This window comes from Stackebrandtia soli, assembly GCF_965137155.1.
Taxonomy (GTDB): Bacteria; Actinomycetota; Actinomycetes; order Mycobacteriales; family Micromonosporaceae; genus Stackebrandtia; species Stackebrandtia soli.
On sequence record NZ_CBCRZX010000004.1, the window covers coordinates 33869 to 54073 of the forward strand.

At 67.0% G+C, this 20205-nt stretch carries 16 protein-coding genes; 8 read left to right on the forward strand and 8 right to left on the reverse strand.

Features of this window, described 5'->3' with window-relative positions; genetic code table 11:
• Positions 1–41: 41 nt before the first annotated feature.
• Positions 42–818, forward strand: coding sequence for an ABC transporter ATP-binding protein (locus tag ACM9NP_RS03685; RefSeq protein ID WP_415645307.1), 777 nt, complete (start codon positions 42–44; stop codon positions 816–818).
• Entirely contained in the window at positions 818–3370 is a 2553-nt protein-coding gene (locus tag ACM9NP_RS03690) for an ABC transporter permease (RefSeq protein WP_415645135.1), read from the forward strand. Before ACM9NP_RS03685 ends, ACM9NP_RS03690 begins: the two co-directional genes overlap by 1 nt.
• On the opposite strand, the gene ACM9NP_RS03695 is transcribed toward ACM9NP_RS03690, so the two are convergent.
• From ACM9NP_RS03695 to ACM9NP_RS03710, 4 genes are all read right to left on the reverse strand, one after another.
• Positions 3339–4880, reverse strand: a complete 1542-nt coding sequence (locus tag ACM9NP_RS03695) for a sugar porter family MFS transporter (protein WP_415645136.1) — start codon at positions 4878–4880, stop codon at positions 3339–3341. The genes ACM9NP_RS03690 and ACM9NP_RS03695 overlap by 32 nt on opposite strands.
• 111 nt (positions 4881–4991) lie before the next feature.
• Positions 4992–6659 carry a SulP family inorganic anion transporter gene (locus ACM9NP_RS03700; RefSeq protein WP_415645137.1) on the reverse strand — a complete coding sequence of 556 codons (1668 nt, stop codon included), beginning with the start codon at positions 6657–6659 and terminating at the stop codon, positions 4992–4994.
• Positions 6656–6808 (reverse strand): hypothetical protein, encoded by a 153-nt coding sequence (locus tag ACM9NP_RS03705; protein WP_415645138.1) that lies wholly within the window; start codon positions 6806–6808, stop codon positions 6656–6658. Before ACM9NP_RS03705 ends, ACM9NP_RS03700 begins: the two co-directional genes overlap by 4 nt.
• Before the next feature lie 338 nt (positions 6809–7146).
• Positions 7147–7641 carry a hypothetical protein gene (locus ACM9NP_RS03710; RefSeq protein ID WP_415645139.1) on the reverse strand — a complete coding sequence of 165 codons (495 nt, stop codon included), beginning with the start codon at positions 7639–7641 and terminating at the stop codon, positions 7147–7149.
• A 209-nt stretch (positions 7642–7850) separates the two neighbouring features.
• Here ACM9NP_RS03710 and ACM9NP_RS03715 point away from each other — a divergent pair, with 209 nt between their 5' ends.
• The gene (locus tag ACM9NP_RS03715; RefSeq protein ID WP_415645140.1) at positions 7851–8783 is read left to right on the forward strand and encodes a hypothetical protein; all 933 of its coding nucleotides are present in this window, start codon (positions 7851–7853) and stop codon (positions 8781–8783) included.
• A gap of 68 nt (positions 8784–8851) precedes the next feature.
• On the opposite strand, the gene ACM9NP_RS03720 is transcribed toward ACM9NP_RS03715, so the two are convergent.
• Positions 8852–9727 carry an alpha/beta hydrolase gene (locus tag ACM9NP_RS03720; RefSeq protein ID WP_415645141.1) on the reverse strand — a complete coding sequence of 292 codons (876 nt, stop codon included), beginning with the start codon at positions 9725–9727 and terminating at the stop codon, positions 8852–8854.
• Positions 9699–10205 (reverse strand): hypothetical protein, encoded by a 507-nt coding sequence (locus ACM9NP_RS03725; RefSeq protein ID WP_415645142.1) that lies wholly within the window; start codon positions 10203–10205, stop codon positions 9699–9701. Before ACM9NP_RS03725 ends, ACM9NP_RS03720 begins: the two co-directional genes overlap by 29 nt.
• Before the next feature lie 109 nt (positions 10206–10314).
• Between ACM9NP_RS03725 and ACM9NP_RS03730 the strand changes: the two genes are divergently transcribed.
• Positions 10315–10788, forward strand: a complete 474-nt coding sequence (locus ACM9NP_RS03730; RefSeq protein ID WP_415645143.1) for an HD domain-containing protein — start codon at positions 10315–10317, stop codon at positions 10786–10788.
• A gap of 90 nt (positions 10789–10878) precedes the next feature.
• On the opposite strand, the gene ACM9NP_RS03735 is transcribed toward ACM9NP_RS03730, so the two are convergent.
• Entirely contained in the window at positions 10879–11313 is a 435-nt protein-coding gene (locus ACM9NP_RS03735) for a type II toxin-antitoxin system PemK/MazF family toxin (RefSeq protein ID WP_415645144.1), read from the reverse strand.
• 241 nt (positions 11314–11554) lie between these two features.
• Between ACM9NP_RS03735 and ACM9NP_RS03740 the strand changes: the two genes are divergently transcribed.
• Positions 11555–12106 carry a GNAT family N-acetyltransferase gene (locus tag ACM9NP_RS03740; protein ID WP_415645145.1) on the forward strand — a complete coding sequence of 184 codons (552 nt, stop codon included), beginning with the start codon at positions 11555–11557 and terminating at the stop codon, positions 12104–12106.
• A gap of 252 nt (positions 12107–12358) precedes the next feature.
• On the forward strand, positions 12359–13219 hold the full coding sequence (locus tag ACM9NP_RS03745) for an MBL fold metallo-hydrolase (RefSeq protein WP_415645146.1): 861 nt from the start codon (positions 12359–12361) through the stop codon (positions 13217–13219).
• Between the two features lie 91 nt (positions 13220–13310).
• Here the strand turns inward: ACM9NP_RS03745 and ACM9NP_RS03750 are convergent, their stop codons facing one another.
• Positions 13311–14738, reverse strand: a complete 1428-nt coding sequence (locus ACM9NP_RS03750; protein WP_415645147.1) for a WGR domain-containing protein — start codon at positions 14736–14738, stop codon at positions 13311–13313.
• A 469-nt stretch (positions 14739–15207) separates the two neighbouring features.
• Between ACM9NP_RS03750 and ACM9NP_RS03755 the strand changes: the two genes are divergently transcribed.
• Together ACM9NP_RS03755 and ACM9NP_RS03760 are read left to right on the forward strand one after the other, a co-directional pair.
• The gene (locus ACM9NP_RS03755; RefSeq protein WP_415645148.1) at positions 15208–17754 is read left to right on the forward strand and encodes a hypothetical protein; all 2547 of its coding nucleotides are present in this window, start codon (positions 15208–15210) and stop codon (positions 17752–17754) included.
• Between the two features lie 76 nt (positions 17755–17830).
• Positions 17831–20200, forward strand: a complete 2370-nt coding sequence (locus ACM9NP_RS03760) for a hypothetical protein (protein ID WP_415645149.1) — start codon at positions 17831–17833, stop codon at positions 20198–20200.
• Positions 20201–20205 lie beyond the last annotated feature (5 nt).

Consider the following 20205-nt stretch of genomic DNA (forward strand, 5'->3'; position numbering starts at 1 on the left):
CAGGGCACGTCCGTCACGACCGGGAGGGTTCCACTGTGACCATTTCGACTACGATCTCCGACGCTGACGCCGCGGCGCGCGCGGTCGACGTCTGGAAGGTCTACGGCGCCGGAGAAGCGCAGGTGATCGCTTTGCGCGGCGTCAGCGTGAACTTCGAGCGCGGCAAGTTCACCGCGATCATGGGGCCGTCGGGTTCGGGGAAGTCGACGCTCATGCACTGCCTCGCCGGCCTCGACTTCACCAACAAGGGTTCCGTCCACATCGGCGAAACTCAGGTGACCGGGTTGTCCGACAAAAGATTGACGAAGCTGCGCCGTGACAAGGTCGGCTTCATCTTCCAGCAGTTCAACCTGCTGCCGACTCTGACGGCCGAGGAGAACATCCTGCTGCCTCTGTCCATCGGCAAGCGCAAGCCCGACCAGGAGTGGTTCCGGCAGGTCATCGACACCGTCGGACTCGCCGACCGCCTGCACCACCGCCCGGCCGAACTGTCCGGCGGGCAGCAGCAGCGCGTCGCGTGCGCCCGGGCGCTCGTCCAACGACCCGAGGTCATCTTCGCCGACGAGCCGACCGGGAACCTCGACTCCCGCTCGGGAACCGACGTGCTGACGTTCCTGCGCGAATCGGTCGACAAGTTCGGCCAGACGATCGTCATGGTCACCCACGACCCGATGGCGGCGTCCTACGCCGACCGGGTGCTGTTCCTGGCCGACGGCCAGGTCGTCGACGAGATGTTCGACCCGACGGCCGACCGCGTGTTGGACGAACTGAAGCGCTTCGAGGAGATCGTGCAGCACGCGTCGGAGGAGAACCGCTGATGTTGCGCGCGACCTTCAAGAGCCTGCTCTCCCGCAAGGCCCGACTGCTGCTGTCGGGAATCGCCGTCATTCTCGGCGTCACGTTCATCTCCGGGTCCCTCGTGCTGAACGCGTCGCTCGGCAAAAGCGTCGAGTCGATGTTCTCCACGGTCTTCGACGACGTCGACGTCCAGGTCACGGCCGAGGCGGACGGCGCGAGCCCGTACGGCGAGATCGCCCCGATCCCGGAGAGCGTCGTCGCCGAGATCGACGCCGTCGACGGCGTCTCGGAGACGACGGGCCTCGTCCAAGACGGCACCGGTCTCGTCCGCGTCGTCGGCAAGAACGGCAAGGTCCCTCCGATGATGGGGGCGCCGACGATCGGCCAGAACTGGACCGGCACCGGCGGCGCGTTGGAGCTGCGCGACGGGCGCGGCCCCGAGGCGGATGGCGAGATCGTCGTCAACGAGACCCTCGCCGACGCCACCGGCTACGAGATCGGTGACACGATCCCGATCCTGACGCTCGCTCCCGAACCGGTCGAGTACGAGGTCGTCGGAATCGCCGGCTACTCCGGAGCACGCGGCAGCATCGCGGGCGAACAATCAATCTGGTTTACATTGGACACCGCACGGTCGGTTCTGATGACGACCCCGGACTCCTACACCAACATCATGGTCGACGCCGACCCCGGCGTCGGAGTCAACGAACTGCGCGACCGCCTGGCCGACGCGCTCGGCGGCGACTACACCGTCCAGACGGGCGCCGAGCTCGCCGAGGAACAGAGCACCGCGTTCCAGTCGATCCTGTCGTTCTTCAACTACCTGCTGCTGGGCTTCGGCGCCGTCGCGCTGATCGTCAGCGTCTTCCTGATCGTGAACACCTTCTCGATCATCGTCGCCCAGCGCACCCGCGAACTCGCGCTCTTCCGCGCGATGGGCGCCTCTCGCGGCCAGGTCACCGGCTCGGTCCTGCTGGAGGCGTTCGTCATCGGCCTGTTCTCGGCCGTGATCGGATTCGCGCTCGGGATCGGCGTCGGGTACCTCGGAACGACCCTCCTGGCGGGCACCGCCGGTGAGTCACTCGACGCGACCCTGGAGATCCCGCTGTCAGCCGCGCTCGCGGCCGTCGGAGTGGGCATCGGCGTCACGATGATCGCGGCGATCCTTCCGGCGATCAACGCGTCCCGCATTCCACCGATAGCGGCACTGCGCGACGCGGCCGCGACCGTCCGTCCCGTGCGCTGGTTCGCGATCATCGGCGGGCTGATGCTCGTCGCCGGTGGCGGACTGCTGTGGGCGGGTCTGTCCGGGGGCCTCGGCGACGGGGACAACCGTCTCCTCGGAATACTCGGGGCGACCGGGCTGCTGTTCATCGGCGCGGCGATCTTCACCCCGGTGCTGGCGAAACCACTCGTCTCGGCGATCGGTCGGCTCGTGTCGTTCTCGCTGCCGGGCAAGCTCGGACGCCGCAACTCGGCGCGCAACCCGCGCCGGACGGCCATCACCGCGTCCGCGCTGATGATCGGCATCGCGCTCGTGACGACCGTCGGGGTACTGCTGTCGTCCGCCCAGGCGAGCATGGCGAAGTTCTTCGACGAGAACGTGTCGGCGGACATCCTCATCGCCGGGGCACAGACGGGAATGCACCCGCCGACGTTCAGCCCGGAGGTGCTCACCGAGACCCGTGACCTCCCCGACGTGAACCAGGTGGTCGGCATCTACGCCGACACCACGCGACTCGACGGTCAGGACATGACGGTGTACGCCGTTGACGATCTGGCCGCGTATGTAGACCTGTTGGGCGACAAGGTTTCCGATGGCGATGTCGCCGGCTTCGGCGCCGATGACATCGCGCTGTACCCGTCGCAGGCCGAACAGTTCGGCGTGGACGTCGGCGACTCCGTCGACGTGAGCTTCTCGGCCGCCGAGGAGCCCGTCACGTTGACCGTCGCGGTGATCCTCGACGCCGACATGGACGGACTGCCGGTCGTCTCCGCCGATCACGCGGACGCGTTCACGCTGTCCTCACCCGCGCAGGCCTTCGTCCAGTTGAACGACGGCGCGGACAAGGGCGACGTCATCGAGGAGATCAACGGTCTCCTCGACAGCAACCCCGAGGTGTCCGCCGCCGACATGAGCGCCTTCACCGACCAGATCACCCAGATCTTCGACGTGATCCTCCTCGTCGTACAGATCCTGCTCGGCCTGGCGATCTTCATCGCGATCATCGGCGTCGTCAACACGCTGACGCTCTCGGTGCTCGAACGGACGAGGGAACTCGGTCTGCTGCGGGCCATCGGCATGACACGCGGCCAGGTCACTCGAATGGTGACGGTCGAGTCGGTGGTGATCTCGCTGTTCGGTTCCCTGCTCGGACTGGGCATCGGCGCGGGCCTCGGCATCGCGGTCCAGCAGGCGCTCAAGGACGACTTCGTCGACGTCCTGGCGATGCCCTGGGGAACAATGGCGTTCTACCTGGTCGCCGCCGTCGTCATCGGGGTCCTCGCCGCGATGATCCCGGCGTACCGGGCGAACCGGCTCAACGTGCTGAACGCGATCTCGCACGAGTAGAGGCGACGACACGGCCTCTTGAGACCATATTGGAGGGAGTCGGCGGGCGCGCACCGGGTGGGTGCGCGCCCGCCGCATGTAATGGGGTGCTCGGCACCCTGTCCATGTCCTCGAGCTCCCTGCCCTTCGTCTCCTTGACCGCCCGCCACACGAACAGGAAGGCCAGGAGCGCGAATCCCGCGTACAGGCCGTACGCCAGGCCGAGACCGATGTCGGCCAGCCACGGGAACGTCGTCGAGATCGTCCAGTTCGCGATCCACTGGGCGGCGGCGGCGAGCGCGAGCGCCGACGCGCGGATGCGGTTGCCGAACATCTCCCCTAGGAGGACCCAGACGACCGGACCCCACGAACAGCCGAAGCCGAAGACGAAGACGTTGGCCGCGATCAGGGCGATCGTTCCCTGCATGTCGCCGAGGACCGGTTCGAGCTGCCCGGTGGCGTCGGGTTCGATCGGGGCCGTGGCGAAGATGACGGCCATCGTGCCGAGGCTGATCGTCATGATGGCGGCGCCACCGAGCAGGAGCGGTTTGCGGCCGATCTTGTCCACGAGGGAGATCGCTACGAGCGTCGTGACGATGTTCGTCACGGAGGTGATGACGGTGATGACGAGCGAGTCGGATTCGGTGAAGCCGACTGCCTGCCACAACACCGACGAGTAATAGAAGATGACGTTGATGCCGACGAACTGTTGGAACACCGACAGCAGGATTCCGACCCAGACGATCGGCTGGAGTCCGAAGCGCGGTCCCTTCAGGTCGGAGACGCGGACGGGTTTGTCGCTCTCGAGCGACCGTTCGATCTCGCGGATGCGCTTGTCGACGTTGCCGCCGAGGAGTCGACGCAGGACGTCGCGGGCTTGGGAGATCTCGTGTTTGGAGACGAGGTAGCGCGGTGATTCGGGGATTTGCAGCGCCATGATGGCGTAGGCGATCGCCGGGATCGTCGCGGACGCGAACATCCACCGCCAGGCCGTCCCGCCCCAGGGCACGGATTCACCGGCCCCGCCCGCGACGGTCGCGAGCACGTAGTCGACGAGCAGCGCGACGAAGATGCCCGTGACGATCGCGAGCTGCTGGAGTGAGCCGAGCCTGCCGCGTTGGTTCGCGGGCGAGATCTCGGCGATGTACGCGGGGGCGATGACGGAGGCGGCCCCGATCGCGAGGCCGCCGACGACGCGCCAGATCGTCAGTTCCCACGTGGAGAAGGACAGCGCGGAGCCGACGCCGCTGATGAAGAACAGGATCGACGCGTAGAGCATGACGCGGACGCGTCCGAGTCTGTTGGCGAGTTGCCCCGCGAACCACGCGCCGACGGCACAACCGATGAGCGCCGACGAGACGACGAAGCCGAGCTCGACGGAACCGATCCCGAACTCGGCCTCGATCGCGCCGACGGCGCCGTTGATGACGGCGGTGTCGTAGCCGAACAGGAAGCCGCCGATGGCGGCGGCCGAGGCGACGAACAGGACCGATATGTGGTCGGATCCCGCCTTGCCGTTGTGTCTGGACATGACAGTCCTCTCCCCCGTGTGGATCCGCCCTACGCTAATCGATCGGTGCGTTGTGGACGGCGGGATTGTCGGGAGTGGGCCCCGGCCGCCGGAAGCGGCCGGGGACTGTCGTCAGCGCCGATTCAGGGCGAGCACTCGGGCCGCGGCGATGGCGTCGCTGGTGTGCTCGAACACTCTATCCATTTCAGACAGTCGCCCGAGGACGCCGAGCGCGGTCAGCGGTTGTTCGTGTTCGGGACGGACGCCCGACAACAGGACGGTGATGCGTCGATGTTCGAGTCGTTCGATCGCGTCGCGTAGAACGATCGCGCCCGAGGCGTCGACCGTGCTGACGCGCGACATCCTGAGGACGACGACCCGGACGTCCGCGACCTCGGTCAACTCGAGCAGGAACCGGTGCGCCGCCGCGAAGAACAGCGGGCCGTCGAATCGGTAGGCGACGACGTGGTCCGCCAGCAGCGCGGTCTCCTCGGCGTGGTGGTCGCTGCCGTCGAGCCGCAGCTCTTCGATGCGGACCGAGCGCGAGATGGTGCGCAGCGCCAGCACACAGGACACGGCGAGTCCGATGAGGACGGCCATGACGAGGTCGAGCGCGATCGTCGCGACGGCGGTGAGCACCATGACGACGGCGTCCGATCGGGTCGATCGCGCCAGGGCCAGGAGCGAGCCGACCTCGACCATGCGGATCGACGTGGCGATGAGGACCCCGGCCAGCGCCGCCAACGGGACGTGCCCGACAAGTGGCGCGGCGACGAGGACGATGATCGCCAGGATGATCGCGTGGGACATCGCGGCGAGGCGGGAACTGGCCCCGGAACGGACGTTGACGGCGGTGCGAGCGATCGCGGCGGTCGCGGGCACGCCGCCGAATAGCGGCGTGACGAGGTTGGCGATGCCCTGGCCGAACAGTTCGCGATCGGGATCGTGGCGCTGTCCGACGCTCATGCCGTCGGCGACGGTGGCCGACAACAGGCTTTCGAGGGCCGCGAGTGCCGCGACAGCGAGCGCGGCGCCGAGCAGGCCCGGAATGGCGGACAGGTCGATGAACCCGAGACTCGGCGCGGGCAGTGTCGCGGGCAGTTCGCCGATCTGTGGGATCGAGTGGTCGAAGACGACGGCGACGAACGTCGCGGCCGTCACGGCCAGCAGCGAGAACGGGATCGTGGGTTTCCAGCGGGCTCCGACGAGCATGAGTATCGCGACGGCCGCGGCCATGATCGGTTCGATCCAGTTGACCTCGCGGGAGAACGACGCGACGGCGTCCCAGGCGATGGCGATGACGCGTTCGCCGTCGGCGGTGACGCCGAGGGCCGCGGGTATCTGCTGGAGAAAGATGATCGCGGCGATACCGACGGTGAATCCCTCGATGACCGGCGCGGGAACGAACCTCATGTACTGACCGGCCTTGGCGACGGCGAGCAGCACGAGGATGATTCCGGCGAGCAGTCCGACGGTGAGGACGCCGGTCGCGCCGTGGGCGGCCACGATCGGGATGAGGACGACGGTCATCGCTCCGGTCGGGCCGGAGACCTGCAGGTTGGAGCCGCCGAAGAAGGCGGCGAGCGCACCGGCGATGATCGCGGTGGTGATGCCCGCGGCGGCGCCGAGTCCCGATGAGACGCCGAAGCCGAGCGCGAGTGGCAGCGCGACGATCGCGACGGTGAGGCCGGCGAGCAGGTTGGTGCGTGGCTCGCGGCGCATCTCGGTGAAGTCGCGTTTACCCGGCAGGAGCGAGACGAGGTGTCCGGCGCGTGCGCCGATGTCGGTCGTTTGACTCATGTGGAGCCGCCCGGGTGTGCCGTGGGACCGGGCGGGCCGTCCGCGCTGACGTGGGCCAGATCGGGACGTTGCGCCGCGACGTAGGCCGGCGACGCGTGGATTTCCGGCGGCACGGGGAACAGGTATGGATCGAACGGAGCGTATCGCACGCTATATCCTTTGTGGATGGGTGACCGCACGGAACGACCGTCAATCCGCGTGTGCGCTTGACGGTCGTGCGTTGGATTGCGACCGATTAGTCACGCTGAGTAGGTTGTCAATCACACGATAGCGACCGACGTGGGGGCTCACCCCGCTTGTCCCGCCTTTTCGGAACGCACCCTGGCCGGATCGCCCACGCCTTCCCTCAGGGTTTGCCAAAACTGCACGAAATCGCCCCAGAACGCACAGGAACGATCGCAAAGCGATCCGAACGACTCAGTAGATCAGACCTCGAACACAATGGATGGATCGAATCCCGCCGGCAACGCCTCCGGCTGGACCGGCCTCAGCGCCGACGCCCGGACGCGATCGGATCGACGCGCGCCACGAGCATCTCCACCAAGTCCCATCGGATCCTCGCCCGCTTCGTCTGCGGCAGGTATCGAATGGGCAGGGTCTCGAGGGCCTTCAACTGTTCCTCTTGGTGCTGTGAATAGCCGACCGTCTCGACCCGAACTCGGACGCCGTTCGACAGGCGAGCCGAGGCTCGATACAGCTGAGCGCCGTACTCGTCGCAACCATCGGCCTCAAGCGGACCGATCCGAGCCATGGCGTCGACTCCATAGAGGTCCCACTCGTCGACCGTGGGTTTTCGCGGTCCTCCGAAGAACGCGGTCCACGCCGCCGGAACCCAGAGCGCCAATGCGAGGAAGGCGGGCGCCAGGTCGTTCGGGTTCGGAGCGAACAACCGAATCGAGATCAGACCGACGACGAACAACACCAGTCCCGCCACGAAGAACCCGGACGTCGGGCCGCGACGGCGCCCAGTTCGTCGACTCATGGCACATCCCATCCTTCCGGCGTCGGCCGTCGGCCCGAGCCCGCCGTGCGGCCGTTCCTCGCCCGACGAAGCGACCGACCCGCCTCGGGTCTCGTGCCCCGGCGCGGTGACGATGCACCGGGACCGGTCGCCCTGGATCGGAGTCGTGTGCGACCGTCGGCCAGGTCACCGTATCGATCACACAGCCGAATAGTCAAATATGCCTTAGCATGAGGCGGACTCTCTCGCTGATCGACCCCAAGGCTGGCACCATGGAACCGTTGCGCCGACCGCGACTCGCGTTGTGGACCACTGTGGGCGTGAGCCTGATGTGCCTACTGTGGATGTCGTGCTACCACGCCGCCTATCAGGAGTCCTCGATAACCTGGTCATCCAACGAGGACGGTTGGGGCGGCTCCACCGACGACTGGCAGTCGCTACTGTGGCCGGCGGCGGCTGTCGTCGCGGTCGCCTTCGTCTGGATCACGTGGGACGCGATCCGGCACAGTGCCCATTACCTGTGGATCGGCGTCGCGGCTACCGCCGCAGGACTCGGCTGGTACCACTCGATCGACGCCTATCAGGTCCCGGTCGAGGACGTCGTCGTCTGGATCATCGCCATGGCGGCCACGATGGTGATCAGCGCGGCCCTCCTGGTCGACAGCGTCATGACCCTGTGGCGCCGATACGGCTTCCCCCACCGCGCCCATCCCGGGCTGCTCATCGCCGTCGCCCGCCCGCACAACTGGACGGACGACGGCGGGCAGGCCGCGATGATCGCGTTCCAAGATCACACCGGCGTCCGTCACGACCTCCGCTCGCCTCTGGACCACGAGCTTCGCCACCGCCCGCTGCTGGCGATCTACGACCCGAATGACCCGTCGGATCCCGATAAACTCCACATCGGAGTGCCCTATGTGCCGGAAGACCAGCGCTCCGGGCTGTGGGAATCCCTCAAGAGAGAACTTCCCGCGCCGGGCGATGAGAGCCTGTGGGAGGACGCGTACAGCAGGGACCCCGGGGTGTCACTGATGTGGGCCCTGGATCGCGTCGTCGATCGCCGCCGCGACAACGAGCTCACCGCAGAGGAGTTCGAGGCCGAGAAGTGGCGGGCACTCGAGCGGTACGTGAACACCGGCTCGGCGTCCGAACCGGACGCGTGACCGATGACCAAGGCCCGACGACCTCCGCCGAATCGACGGCGCGGTCGCCGGGTTCCACGGTGACGACGTCAGCGGTCGCCGCCGATGCCGTTCTCTCGCAGGAAGGCCGAGACACCCGCCGCGATCGCGGCGGGCTCCGCCATGACCATGTCGTGTCCGGCGTCGACCTCCATCGCGGACAGAAGCGGGTTCGTCTGACGCGCGGCCACGAGGTCGTCCCGAAGACCGGCTCGGAACGCGTCCATCAGGGGCACGAACTCCTCGGGCATGCCGGGCGGGTTCTGTCGCGCCATCAGCACCCGCGTCGGGACCTTGACCCGGCCGAAAGCGGGAACCGAGTCGACGAACCAGGGCTGATGACGCAAGGCGGTGGCGTCCGCCAGGCTGAATCGGGAGTACCACTCGCCGTCGCGTTGAACGAAGCCGCGATCGCCGACCATCGCGACGATCTCGGCGGGAACCGGGTCCGCCAGCGAACTCGCCTGGGCGTCGAAGACGGCGCTCAAAGCCGCCAGGAGCTCGGCCACGACCTCGTCCGGGAGTCCGTGGTAGTGGGCCGCGTCCGTCTGAACCGGACGGTGTCCGTCCACACTGACAACGGCGGCGATTCCGCTTCCCGTCGACGCCCACTGCGCGGCCAGCATGCCGCCGAGCGAGTGGCCGACGACCGCGAAATCGTTGAGTCCCAGGTGATCACGGACCACCTCGAGGTCGGCGAGGAAGCCGTCGAGTGCTATCGGACCGTCGCCGGATCGGCCATGACCGCGCAGTTCCGGCGTCACGATCCGGTACTCCTCGGCCAGGTACGGCACCACAGGCAGCCAGTGATCCATGTGGCCGCCGCCTCCGTGCAAGAGCATCAGGGCGGGGCCGTCGCCACCGTAGTCGCGGACGACGACGGGGATTCCATTGGCGTCAACGGTGAACTCGGTCGGTTCGGGCACGGGGGCTCCTTTGTTGATCAAATGTGGACAGTCGATGGGCGACGGAGGCCGAGACGACCCCGCCGTCGGGGTGAGCGCTGAGCTTGCCACGGCGAAGCAGATCGGCGACCCCCTGCCGGGAGATGCCGAGCATCGCGGCGGCGGTGGCCGTCGAGACGACCTCGGCACCAGGGTGGCCGACCCGCGTCGCGATAGCCCGACCCAGCGGCGTCTCCCACCACGACGCCGCCGGATCGAAGACGTCGTCCCCGGGGTAGAGGACGGCGACGATCCGCGCGGCGGCATGGCGCGCGATCACGGACCCGCCGTCGAGCAGTTGGACGGCCCAGACCTCCGCTTGGACGTCGGCCGCCGACGCGATCGTGGCGAACGCGTCGGGAACCGCCTCTCCGGCGACGATGTCCAGCGGGTCGATGAGCCGTACCCGCAACAGCTGCCGGAGATCGGCGACGAGGGCGCGGTGGTCCTGAACACTCACCCGCACAGCCAACAGGTACTTGCATGGGCCTGTCAAGTACTAGGCTGCCTACATATTAGGCGTGAAGTGGCGGATCACCGTAGAATCGCGTCGAGACTAGGAGAAGGACATGCCCGCATCCCCGCCCGAGCCGTCGCTGACCGAGGTGGAACGGCTCGCCGCCCGCCTACACCGCCGGCAGGTCGACAAGGCCGGTCGCCCCTACATCGGGCATCCGCGCGCCGTCGCGGCACGCGTCGCCGCCGACGGCGGCTCGGTCCACCAGCAGATGGCCGCGCTGCTGCACGACGTCGTCGAGGACACCGAGGCGTCCCTGTCCACGCTGGGCGCCGACGGCGTGCCCGCCCCCGTACTCGTACTCGTCGACGCCATGACGAAGCGCCGAGACGAGTCCCATGAGGACTACCTGACCCGGCTCGCGCGAGTGCCCGGAGCGGCCCTCATCAAACGGGCCGACATCGCCCACAACTCCGACCCGAACCGACTCGCCGCGCTGCCGGGCCCGCTACGAGCGCGGTTGCGCGCGAAGTACGAGGGCGCGGTGCGTCTGCTCGACAGGCTCGAACAGCGGGCCGAGCGCTGACGGTTCGCCCCCACGTCCGAATCGAGGACCGACGAGTTCACCCCGGCGGACCGTCACCCGGGGCGAACTCGACGAACGATCGGCGCCCGATCAGCGCGGGCGGACCGGCTCCCAGCCGTGCAGACGGATCAGCGCGGCCGCGACGTGGACGAAGCGTTCCGCGTCGAGCACGGAACCCTCGCGACGAATGTCGTCCTCGTCGAACGCGAACACCCGGTCGAGGCGCACATAGGACGGACGTTCGTTGCGATCCCAGGCGCCCGCGCCGAGCGGCAGCCAGTCGGGGTGGTCGTCCTCGCCCTTGCTGGACAGCATCATCCCAAGGAGCCGCTTGCCGTACCTGCCGACGACGAGAAGCGGGCGGTCCTTGCCCTGGGACGGGTCCTCCTCAAAGGGCACCCACGACCAGACGACCTCACCCGGATCGGCGAACCCGTCCAGATCGGGCGAATACTCGATGGTGGCGAACCGTTCGGGCGTGTAGATCTCGCGCACGCGAGCGATGGCCTCAGACTCTCCAGACATCCCAGGAGACTAGCGAACCCGAGCCCTCATATCGATGTGGGCCGACATGTGAACATGCGCAACAGCTGCTGAAGCGGCCCGTGGCCGGTGAACACCCACCGCTAATCGAGGGTCGCTTGTGGATCAGCGCCGGCTGCGGCGTTCCCGGTTCTGGCGGGTCCCACGCGAGTGCGGTTATGCTGGCGAGGTTCCCGACCGGGCCACGATCACCCGGCTTCGACCACCGTCAACAGGAGAATCCGTGTTCGCTGTTTCGTTGCGAGAAGACGCCGAGCTTCGCCCGCTGGACGTGTGGCACGCGGAGGAGTTCGCGGAGCACATGGACCGCGCTCGGGATCACATTCGCCCCTGGGTGGGAGCGGCCTTCGTCACCAAGGACGTGGACGCCGCCCGGAACCTGCTGCGCCGCTATGCGGATCGGCGAGCCGCCGACGAGGGCGGCCTGTTCGGCATCTGGCTTGGCGGTCGCCTGGTCGGCGGCGTGCTGTTCGTGTCGTTCAACGCCGACTGGGGAAACTTCGAGGTCGGTTGTTGGCTGGAGCCCTCCGCAGAAGGCCGCGGTCTGATCACCGCCGGCTGCGAGACGCTGTTGGAATGGTCGTTTCGAGTGCGGGGCATGCACCGCGCCGAATGGAAGTGCCGTGCCGACAACGAGCGCAGCGCGGCGGTCGCGAAACGCCTGGGCATGACCCTCGAAGGCGAGTCCCGGGAATGCTGGCCGTACGAGGGTCGGCGATACAACAAGCAGGAGTGGGCGGTCTTGGCCCCGGACTGGCGATCCGAGAACGGCTGACCGCCTGATTCGGACGGACACCCATCTCGGCGCCCACAGTGGTGGCCCGGGCTCCGCAGCGAGACGTTCCTCCGCCGTGCTCGGCACGCCAGAGGCGTGGAAAACCGGCATGCAGTAACTCCGCCTCGCCGAGTGACGCGCTGACGCGCGCCTCGCACGACCTGAGGTGACGAAACACGCTTTGGCGACCGGCGAAACTTGCCATCAACGTAAATCGATTGACGAATGCGGCGCTCGCTATACGATCTGCCGATGATCAACTTCATGGATCACGCCGTTGTTCCGCATGGCCTGGACGTTCATTGGCACGCGGGCTGGTCCTCCGCCAAACACGACCCCGCCCCCGAGATCCAGGTCCACGCGTACGATCCGCACACGATCATCCTGCGGCAGAACATGTCGGTCCACTTCGAGGCTCCGTTCATGTTCCTGCTGTTCGGGAACGCCCGCGCGATGCTCATCGACACCGGCGCCACCCCGGAACCCGAGTACTTTCCATTGCGGAACGTCGTGGATCGGCTCATCGAGGAGTGGTTGGCACGGCATCCCCGCGAGTCGTATGAATTGGTCGTCGCCCACACTCACGGCCACGGCGACCATCGCGCGGCCGACGGACAGTTCGCCTCGCGATCGAACACCACAGTGGTCGGCACCAGCCTGGAGGAGGTCGTGGAGTTCTACGGTTTCGACGACTGGCCGACGACGAACCGGGAGCTCGACCTGGGCGGCCGGGTCATCGACGTCATCCCAGGTCCGGGGCACCACGCGTCGGCCACGGTCTTCTACGACCGATCCTCGGAACTGCTGCTGACGGGCGACAACTTCCTCCCGGGGATGCTGTACATCCGCGACTGGGACGCGTATCGCGAGACCATCGAGCGGTTGATCGCGTTCTGCGACAGTCATCCCGTGCGGCACATCCTGGGCTGCCACATCGAGATGACGACGACGCCGGGAGACGAGTACCCCCGTGGAACGACATATCAGCCCGACGAGCCGCCATTGCAGATGACGGTCACGCAACTGCGCTCCCTGCGCGACGCCCTCAAGGAGCTCGACGGCCGCCCTGGAGAACATCAGTACGATGACTTCCTGGTCTGCTACGAGCCATAACGACCACCGAGCTCGCTGGTTTCGGTCGGCGACGCCGGAAGCCAAGGGGTGTGAGAACGCGCCGCGCCCACAACGCGTTCTCGCTCATGGCCTACCGCAGTCGGCGAATCTCCCCATAGGAACGGTAGAAACCGCCACGACCGCTCGAGCGCAGACCGTCGACGAGGTAACGGGCTCCAGGTTCACGCACTTCCTTGGGGAACTGGACGTTCCAGCTGGACTCGTACCCCGTGCTCACGGCGCGCACCCGCAGTTTCAGTCCTTCCTGGACGCATTCGACGACGACGCCCCCGCTGGAGTCCGAGGTGACTTCCAGCTCGACGCTGGGCGCGACCGGGGCGAGCGTCGGCGGCGCCTTGACGGTGTTCGCGGTCGGCACCTGTCCGGACTGGGCCGCCTTGATCGCGGTCGGGCTCGCGTCGATGCAGGCCAGGGCACCGCTGGTGGTGACAATGTAGACACGTTCGTCGTGGTACTGCATGGAGAAGGCGGAACCGCAGCCGGTGCCGAGCTTCCAGAGGCGCTCGCCGTGCTCGTCGAAGCAGTAGATGGACGAGCGATCGTCTCCGGCGAAGACGAACTTGCCCTCCGGTGAGGTCGCGCACGAGTACACACTGGAATCGCAGCGATAACGTGCCTGGATCATGCCGTCAGCCTTGGCCAGTCGAATGACATCCCCGGCCCCGGTTCCGGCGTAGACGCTCTCGCTCTCCTGCCAGCCGAACAGGACGTTTCCGTGAACGTCGGTCTTCCACATCGGTGTCCCGTCAGTGGCCCGGTAACGGGCGACGCCCTTGGAATGGCCGTGGTAGACCGCGTCGGCGTCGCAACGCACCATCCACGCGTCGTTGCCGTTGACGTCGCGCGCCCACTGGAACTCGTCCTCGTGGTCGATGGCGGTTACGCGGCCCTTTCGGTCGGAGACACCGAGAATCGCGTCGTCCACATCGAGCCAGAAGATGTCCACATCGGCCGAGATCTCGTAGGCGACGCGGGGAACCTTGCCCGACAGGTCGTACACCCGGCCGTCATCGCAGCCCGCGTACAGCCAGAAGTCGTCGGAGACCAGGCACTTCACGCCGTCCGGAAGCCGGAACTGACCGACGACCTCACCGGTGTGGGTCACCGTGTAGATGTCGCCGCGCTCGTTGCCGACCATGCAGCGATCGTCGTCGATGTGGATGCCGAAGGCCGCGGCGCCGCTGTCGAACCTCCACAGGACGGGAGCCTGCTTCGCGCCGGAACGGGCGCTCGTCATGGTTCGACGCGAAATCGAACGCGCCTGCCGCACACCGCGTTGAGCGGGTTCATAACCCTTGCGCAGCTTCTGATTGATCTTCTGCTGGGCCGCCGCACGGGCCTTCTGCGGCGTGTCGAAGGACGACACTCGCTCCTGCCCAGGGGCACCGATGCGTCCGAAGGAGACACTGACGTTCAGGCCGGATACGACGACCTCGTAGAACTTGTGCGCCGAACCGGCGTCTTCGGACAGTTCGAGGTATGTGCGTTCTTCGGTCACGTCGGCTCCAGCGTTCCGCGGGGGTTGGGGTCGGCGAAAGTATAGGAGTCTCGTGCGACACAGCGACCAACGTCGAACGTGGAAGCACTCGCGTCCGCCCGGCCCTCACATGTCGACTGACGGCCGCACCGATATGGGAGTCGCGGAGCGATGACGTGGGAATATCGACGTGTTCGGCCAGCCGCAACGCCCGCCATCGATGGCGGATTCGAACACCGACCGCCGGTCGGTCGATCCCGCCGAGCGTTCACCATGGCGGTCCAATGGAATCGTGTGGGGCGCTGAGCGAACGGCAGGGACATCGGCGGCACCGGCACCACAATGTACTCCAATGTGGCGCTTCGGATACCAGTGTGCCTACGGCGACGGAAGATCGGCGGTTCGGCATGCTGGGTCCCGCGCGGTCGTCTTGTCGCACCACGCCCCTAGCATGCATTCTGATTCAGGTCACTCGACGAAAGCGGCACCCATGTCACGGTCCAACAACGAGCTCTTCGCCCTGTTGGCGATGGTGGAGAATTCACAGTTCACCGATGTGAAGCGGGTGGCCGTCGGCCTCGGCGAGAACTTCGCCGACGCGCTGCCGTCCTGCAGGCACCTGCCCGAGCACCTCATCGAGGCGGTCCTCGACTGTGGGGATCGAGGCCTGCTCGCCAAACTGCTGGGCAACACAGCGGTCACCCTGAGGCCCGAGTCCGCCCGACCACTGCTGGACGCGGCTTTCGCCAACTTGGACGGCGTCGTCGTCGACGCGATAATGGGCAACAGCCATCTGGGCGGACGCCGGGATGTGAGGGAACGCCTCGCCGCCACCGGGCATGCCCGGGTGCTGGAACGCACGTGCATTCCGTACACGTCCAACGATTGGGACCTGCGGCTGCGCCGCATGGTGATGGCAGCGTCGACGGAGGACTTCTCCGTCCGAATGCGACAGATCAACCGAGACTTGGAACGGTTGCGCGCCGCCGTCGTGAGCCCGGTACCGGCCATGGTCCGAGAGGCGATTCTCAAGCTGGGAACCGGGTTGACCACCGCGGAGCAGCTGCTCGCCGCGAGATCCCTTGCCGAGAACGACGGTGGAATCGCCGCGTTGTCGACGCTCGACGTGTCCTGCCTTCGGCCGAACGTCGCCAAGCTGCTCAACGAAATCACCACCGATGGCGAACTGGGCAGACTCGATGACGCCATCGCCGTCGCCGAAGGCGACGAGGGCCTCCTGGAGGAGCTGTACGACACGAAGCTGACCGGACACGCCGAACTGCTGGAACTTCACGAGCCGCTGAACTGGGACGTGTTGGTCGCGGCGGGGCGCCGCAAGCCCTTCACCAAAGGAGCGAGCCATGTGCTGGTGAAGCGCGATGACTGCCCCGACGAACTGCGGGATCTGCTCTTCACCCGACACCCCTCGGTCGTGATCGAGAACGCCGCCCGCCTGGACGCCGCCCTCCTGATCCAGCCCTGCCCCAAACGCAGCCGCGCGAAGGCCACCCGAGAGCTGATCGTCGATGAGCTCGGGCGACGCATTTCCGCGACCGAGGCGTTGCGGCAGGGTCGGCCCGCGATGGCGGTGCTGGAGAGCGTGCCCCCTCGCGAATCGCACAGCGACGCCCACAAGGCCGCGGCCGGGGAATTCTCCGAAATGGTGGCCGAGCTGGTGTCGAAGCACCTCGGCACGGAACTGCGGCCATGGCGAGCGGTGAGAGAACTGCTCCCCCACTTCGACGGCACGGTTCCGGAGCTGTTGGAGGCCGCTGCTTCCGCCTCGGAAACGCCGTCGGGCGCGTTTCCCAGCAGGCCCAGAGAAGGCCTGGACAACTTCGAACCCACCCGCGCGGACAAGGCCTTCGTGGCACTGCTGGACGTCGCCGACAGCGCCGCGCACGCCGCCATGTTCCCGCACATGTCCTACATGACCCGACTGGACCTGCTCAACCACTGCCGCTGGCGGCCGGAGTGGATCGACATGGTGCTCGCTTCGGACGATCCCGACGCCGAGCTGTGGTATGTCGGCGGCGGTGTGTTGGATGTCGAGGCCATCGACAGGTTCACCCGTTTGACTCCCGGGCTATTGCGGGAGTTGTTGACGCAACCCGCCTCGACTGAGGCGCAACGGAAGTCCTGGTTGCGGAACACCGACGTCGTGCGGCAGGCGGTCCAGTACACGGGACCGCAACACTGGCGGATCACCGATCTGCGACATTGCGACGCCCAGCTCGTCACCGACCATATCGGACGCAAGGTCCGCTACCTGTTCAAGGCCACACAAGGCAGGATTCCACAACTAAAACTGTTCCTGGACGTGTGGAAGGCTCACGGCCCGGAAACGGTGTTCGACCTGCTGCCGTACGAACCGTTGACCTTCGAGTCCTATCAGGAAGCGCGCAGGACTCTTGAAGAGCTGCTGGAACGCACCGATGTCGATGGGGCACTGCGGGAGTTGCAGAACATCGTCGACAATGGCGGAACCGCGGAGTTCCAGATTCAGTCCTGGCGCACCAGAACCGACCGCGCGGGCCTGGCCGACGAGGATCACGACTGGCACTGGGACGCCCTCTTGTCGGCTCATCGCCGGGAACCGTTCCATCATGACGCGGTCTGGCGGATGGCGCAGCTGGCATATTGTCCGCAGGAGCTCAAAGCCGAGGCGAGCGCGATCCTGCCCAGCCGCCTCCACCGCGCCTACACCCAGCTGATGACAGACACCAAGGTGTCCACAGTGTTCAAGAACAACCCCGCCGACGATGTCGACCGCAATCTCGACGAGTGGATACCGGTGGCGATCGCCGCCGGGAAGCTCAGTTGGGCGCAAGCGCTCCAACACGCCCATCCGGCCCGACCGGTCCTGGCCCAGCTCAAGGTGAAAGGGGCGGACGAGGGACGGGCCGCGCTCGCCGCACTCATGAGCCAGACGATCGGAGACGACCCCGACGCCTGGATTCTGGCGGTGCGAATGCTGCCCGACTTCACCGGCACCGTCACCGAGCTGCTCACCACCGCCGCCGCGGCCACGGGCTGACCGACCGGCCGCGTTCGGCGGCCCATCGCATCACGGCGTCGCAGCCGACTCGACACACCGCGAGGAAACCCCCCAGATGAACAACGACGTCATAGTCCCGCTGCTCGGATCGGCCGTCATCACGGATTGGAGTCGCGTCCTCGACGGACACGCGGATCTGCTGACCGACTCGTATCGAGGCCCACTGGAGACCGCGAGAGTCCTGCCGATCTCCCTCATCAAGGCCGTGCTCGGTGGCGAACGACCCGAGCTGCTGCTCGATCTGCTGGCGAATCAGGAGATCGGCAAGGATCCCCTGATCGGTGATCTGCTCGTCGACGCCGCACTGTCCAATCTCGATGACAAGATCATCGATCGTCTGTTGGCCAACGGGACACTGATAGCGCGCAGCGACGTGCGAGAACGACTGGCGGCGAGTGGACGTGTGGCGGTGCTTCGCAGCATGTTCGGCGGCTATACGCGCTTGGACTTGCGGCTTCGCCGGATCGCCGCGGCGGCGAGCGAAGCGGAGGTCACCTCCCACCGTCAGACCTCCAATGCCCTGGTGTATTCGCCGTTCCCGCAACAGGTGTCGCGGATCTTGACGCACCCGAGCGTCAAGCTCACCCGCGCCGAACAGTTGCGCGGCCTGCTGTCGATCCACGAACACGGCGACCTCACCGCGCTCGACCGGAGCGGCTTGGAACCGACGGTGTCCGAGATCGCCGCGCAGCTGATCACCACCGATGACGACACCGATCTTCGGCGCGCGCTCGCCGAAGCGGAAGGCACCCGTGGCGCGATCGAGGAACTCCATGAACCGATCCTCGACGACGGTTGGGAATCCGGGCCGGTCAAGCGACTACGCGCCCACCGCGACACCCTGGACGTCCGCGAAGACCTCGACTGGGAGCTCCTCCGCGAGGCCGACCGAACCCGCCCCTTCGGAGAGCTCGCCGCCGCCGCACTAGCCTCCATGAAGGACATTCCGGAGGACTTTCGGCTCGCGCTGCTGGGTCGACACCCGGAGGCGGTCGCCAAGCACGGTTCCCCCGTCGACGCCTCCCTGCTGACCGCCGACTGGCCGTCCAGAAGTCGCGCCAAGATCACCCGAGCACTGGTCAAACACGGACTCGGCGTGGGCGTCAGCGCCGAGGACGTGCTCCACACCGCGAAACCGGCCATCGCGGCACTGGAGATCACACTATCCACACGCGACTCCTATGGGCCGTCGTGGCAGGAGTTCCAAACGGCGCTGGCCGATCTAGTCGGCCGGCACCTCGGCGACAGCCCGAATGCCTGGCTCACCGTGGCCTCCAGAATGGCACGCTTCGGCGGCACCATAGGCGAACTGCTCGGCGAGGCGGCCGACACCCGCGATGGAGAAGGCGACGCGACCTGGCCCGCGGTCAAGGGCGCGCCCAAGATCTCCGGCACACTCAGCGGTCGACGAGCCGCCCTGATATGCCTGCTCAACGCCGCCCCGGACAGTGCCCACAGTCGACTGATACCGCTGCTCGACGAGCAGACCCTGCGCGACCTGTTCCACCGAGGACACCACCGGGACACGTGGCGGGCCCACACCGACGTTCCGGGGCGAGCCCAGGACGCCTGGATCGCCGTGCGCGAGTCGACGGGCCCCGCACCCGGTCCGGTGCAACGACTCGCCGCCTGCGAAACGGCCGAACAGCACCGGAAGCTGATGCTGACCGGCGACGGGTACTCCTACGAGATCGTGGTGCGCGGCCGGGTTCCGCAGCTACGCGTGTTCCTGGACGTCTGGCAACGCTTCGGTGCGACCGCGGTTCGGGAAACGACCGAGCTCAAACCGGTGAGAGCCTTCTACACCCAGAGCCGAGCACAGGTCCTGGAATTGTTGAACCGCGAGGACCTCGACGCCGCCCTCGAGGAGCTTCGTGCCGAAGTCGAGTGGGAGACCGGTCCCGACGGACAGACGAACGCGTGGCGCACCCGAACGGATCTGGCGGAACTGTCGAAGGAGACCTACGACTGGGATTGGGCGGCGCTGGAAGCCGCGCATCGCCGGACGCCGTTCTCGCCGGACGCGGTGTGGCGACTCAGCCGGGCGCAGCACTGTCCCGCTTCGCTGGTGAAGGAGGCGGAGACCATCCTGCCGAGCCGGATCCACCGGGCGTACACGAAGCTGATGGCCGGAGTGGACGTCGCCAAGGTCCTCAAGGACAACCCCGCGGACTCCTCCGACAGCAAGGGCCGCCGGTGGATCCGGGTGGCGCTCGATGCGGGCCGGATCACCTGGGACGACGTGTTTCAACACGCCCACCCGGTCAGCGCCGTCCTGAGGATGACGCCCCCGGAGCGGCTGGCGCCGTTGATGGCGGCCACCATCGGCGACGACCCTCAGGCGTGGATACTGGCGGCCCGCATGGTGCCGGACTTCCCCGGCAGCGTCGCCGAACTCTTGACGACCGCAGCGGCCGCGAGCTGAGGTCC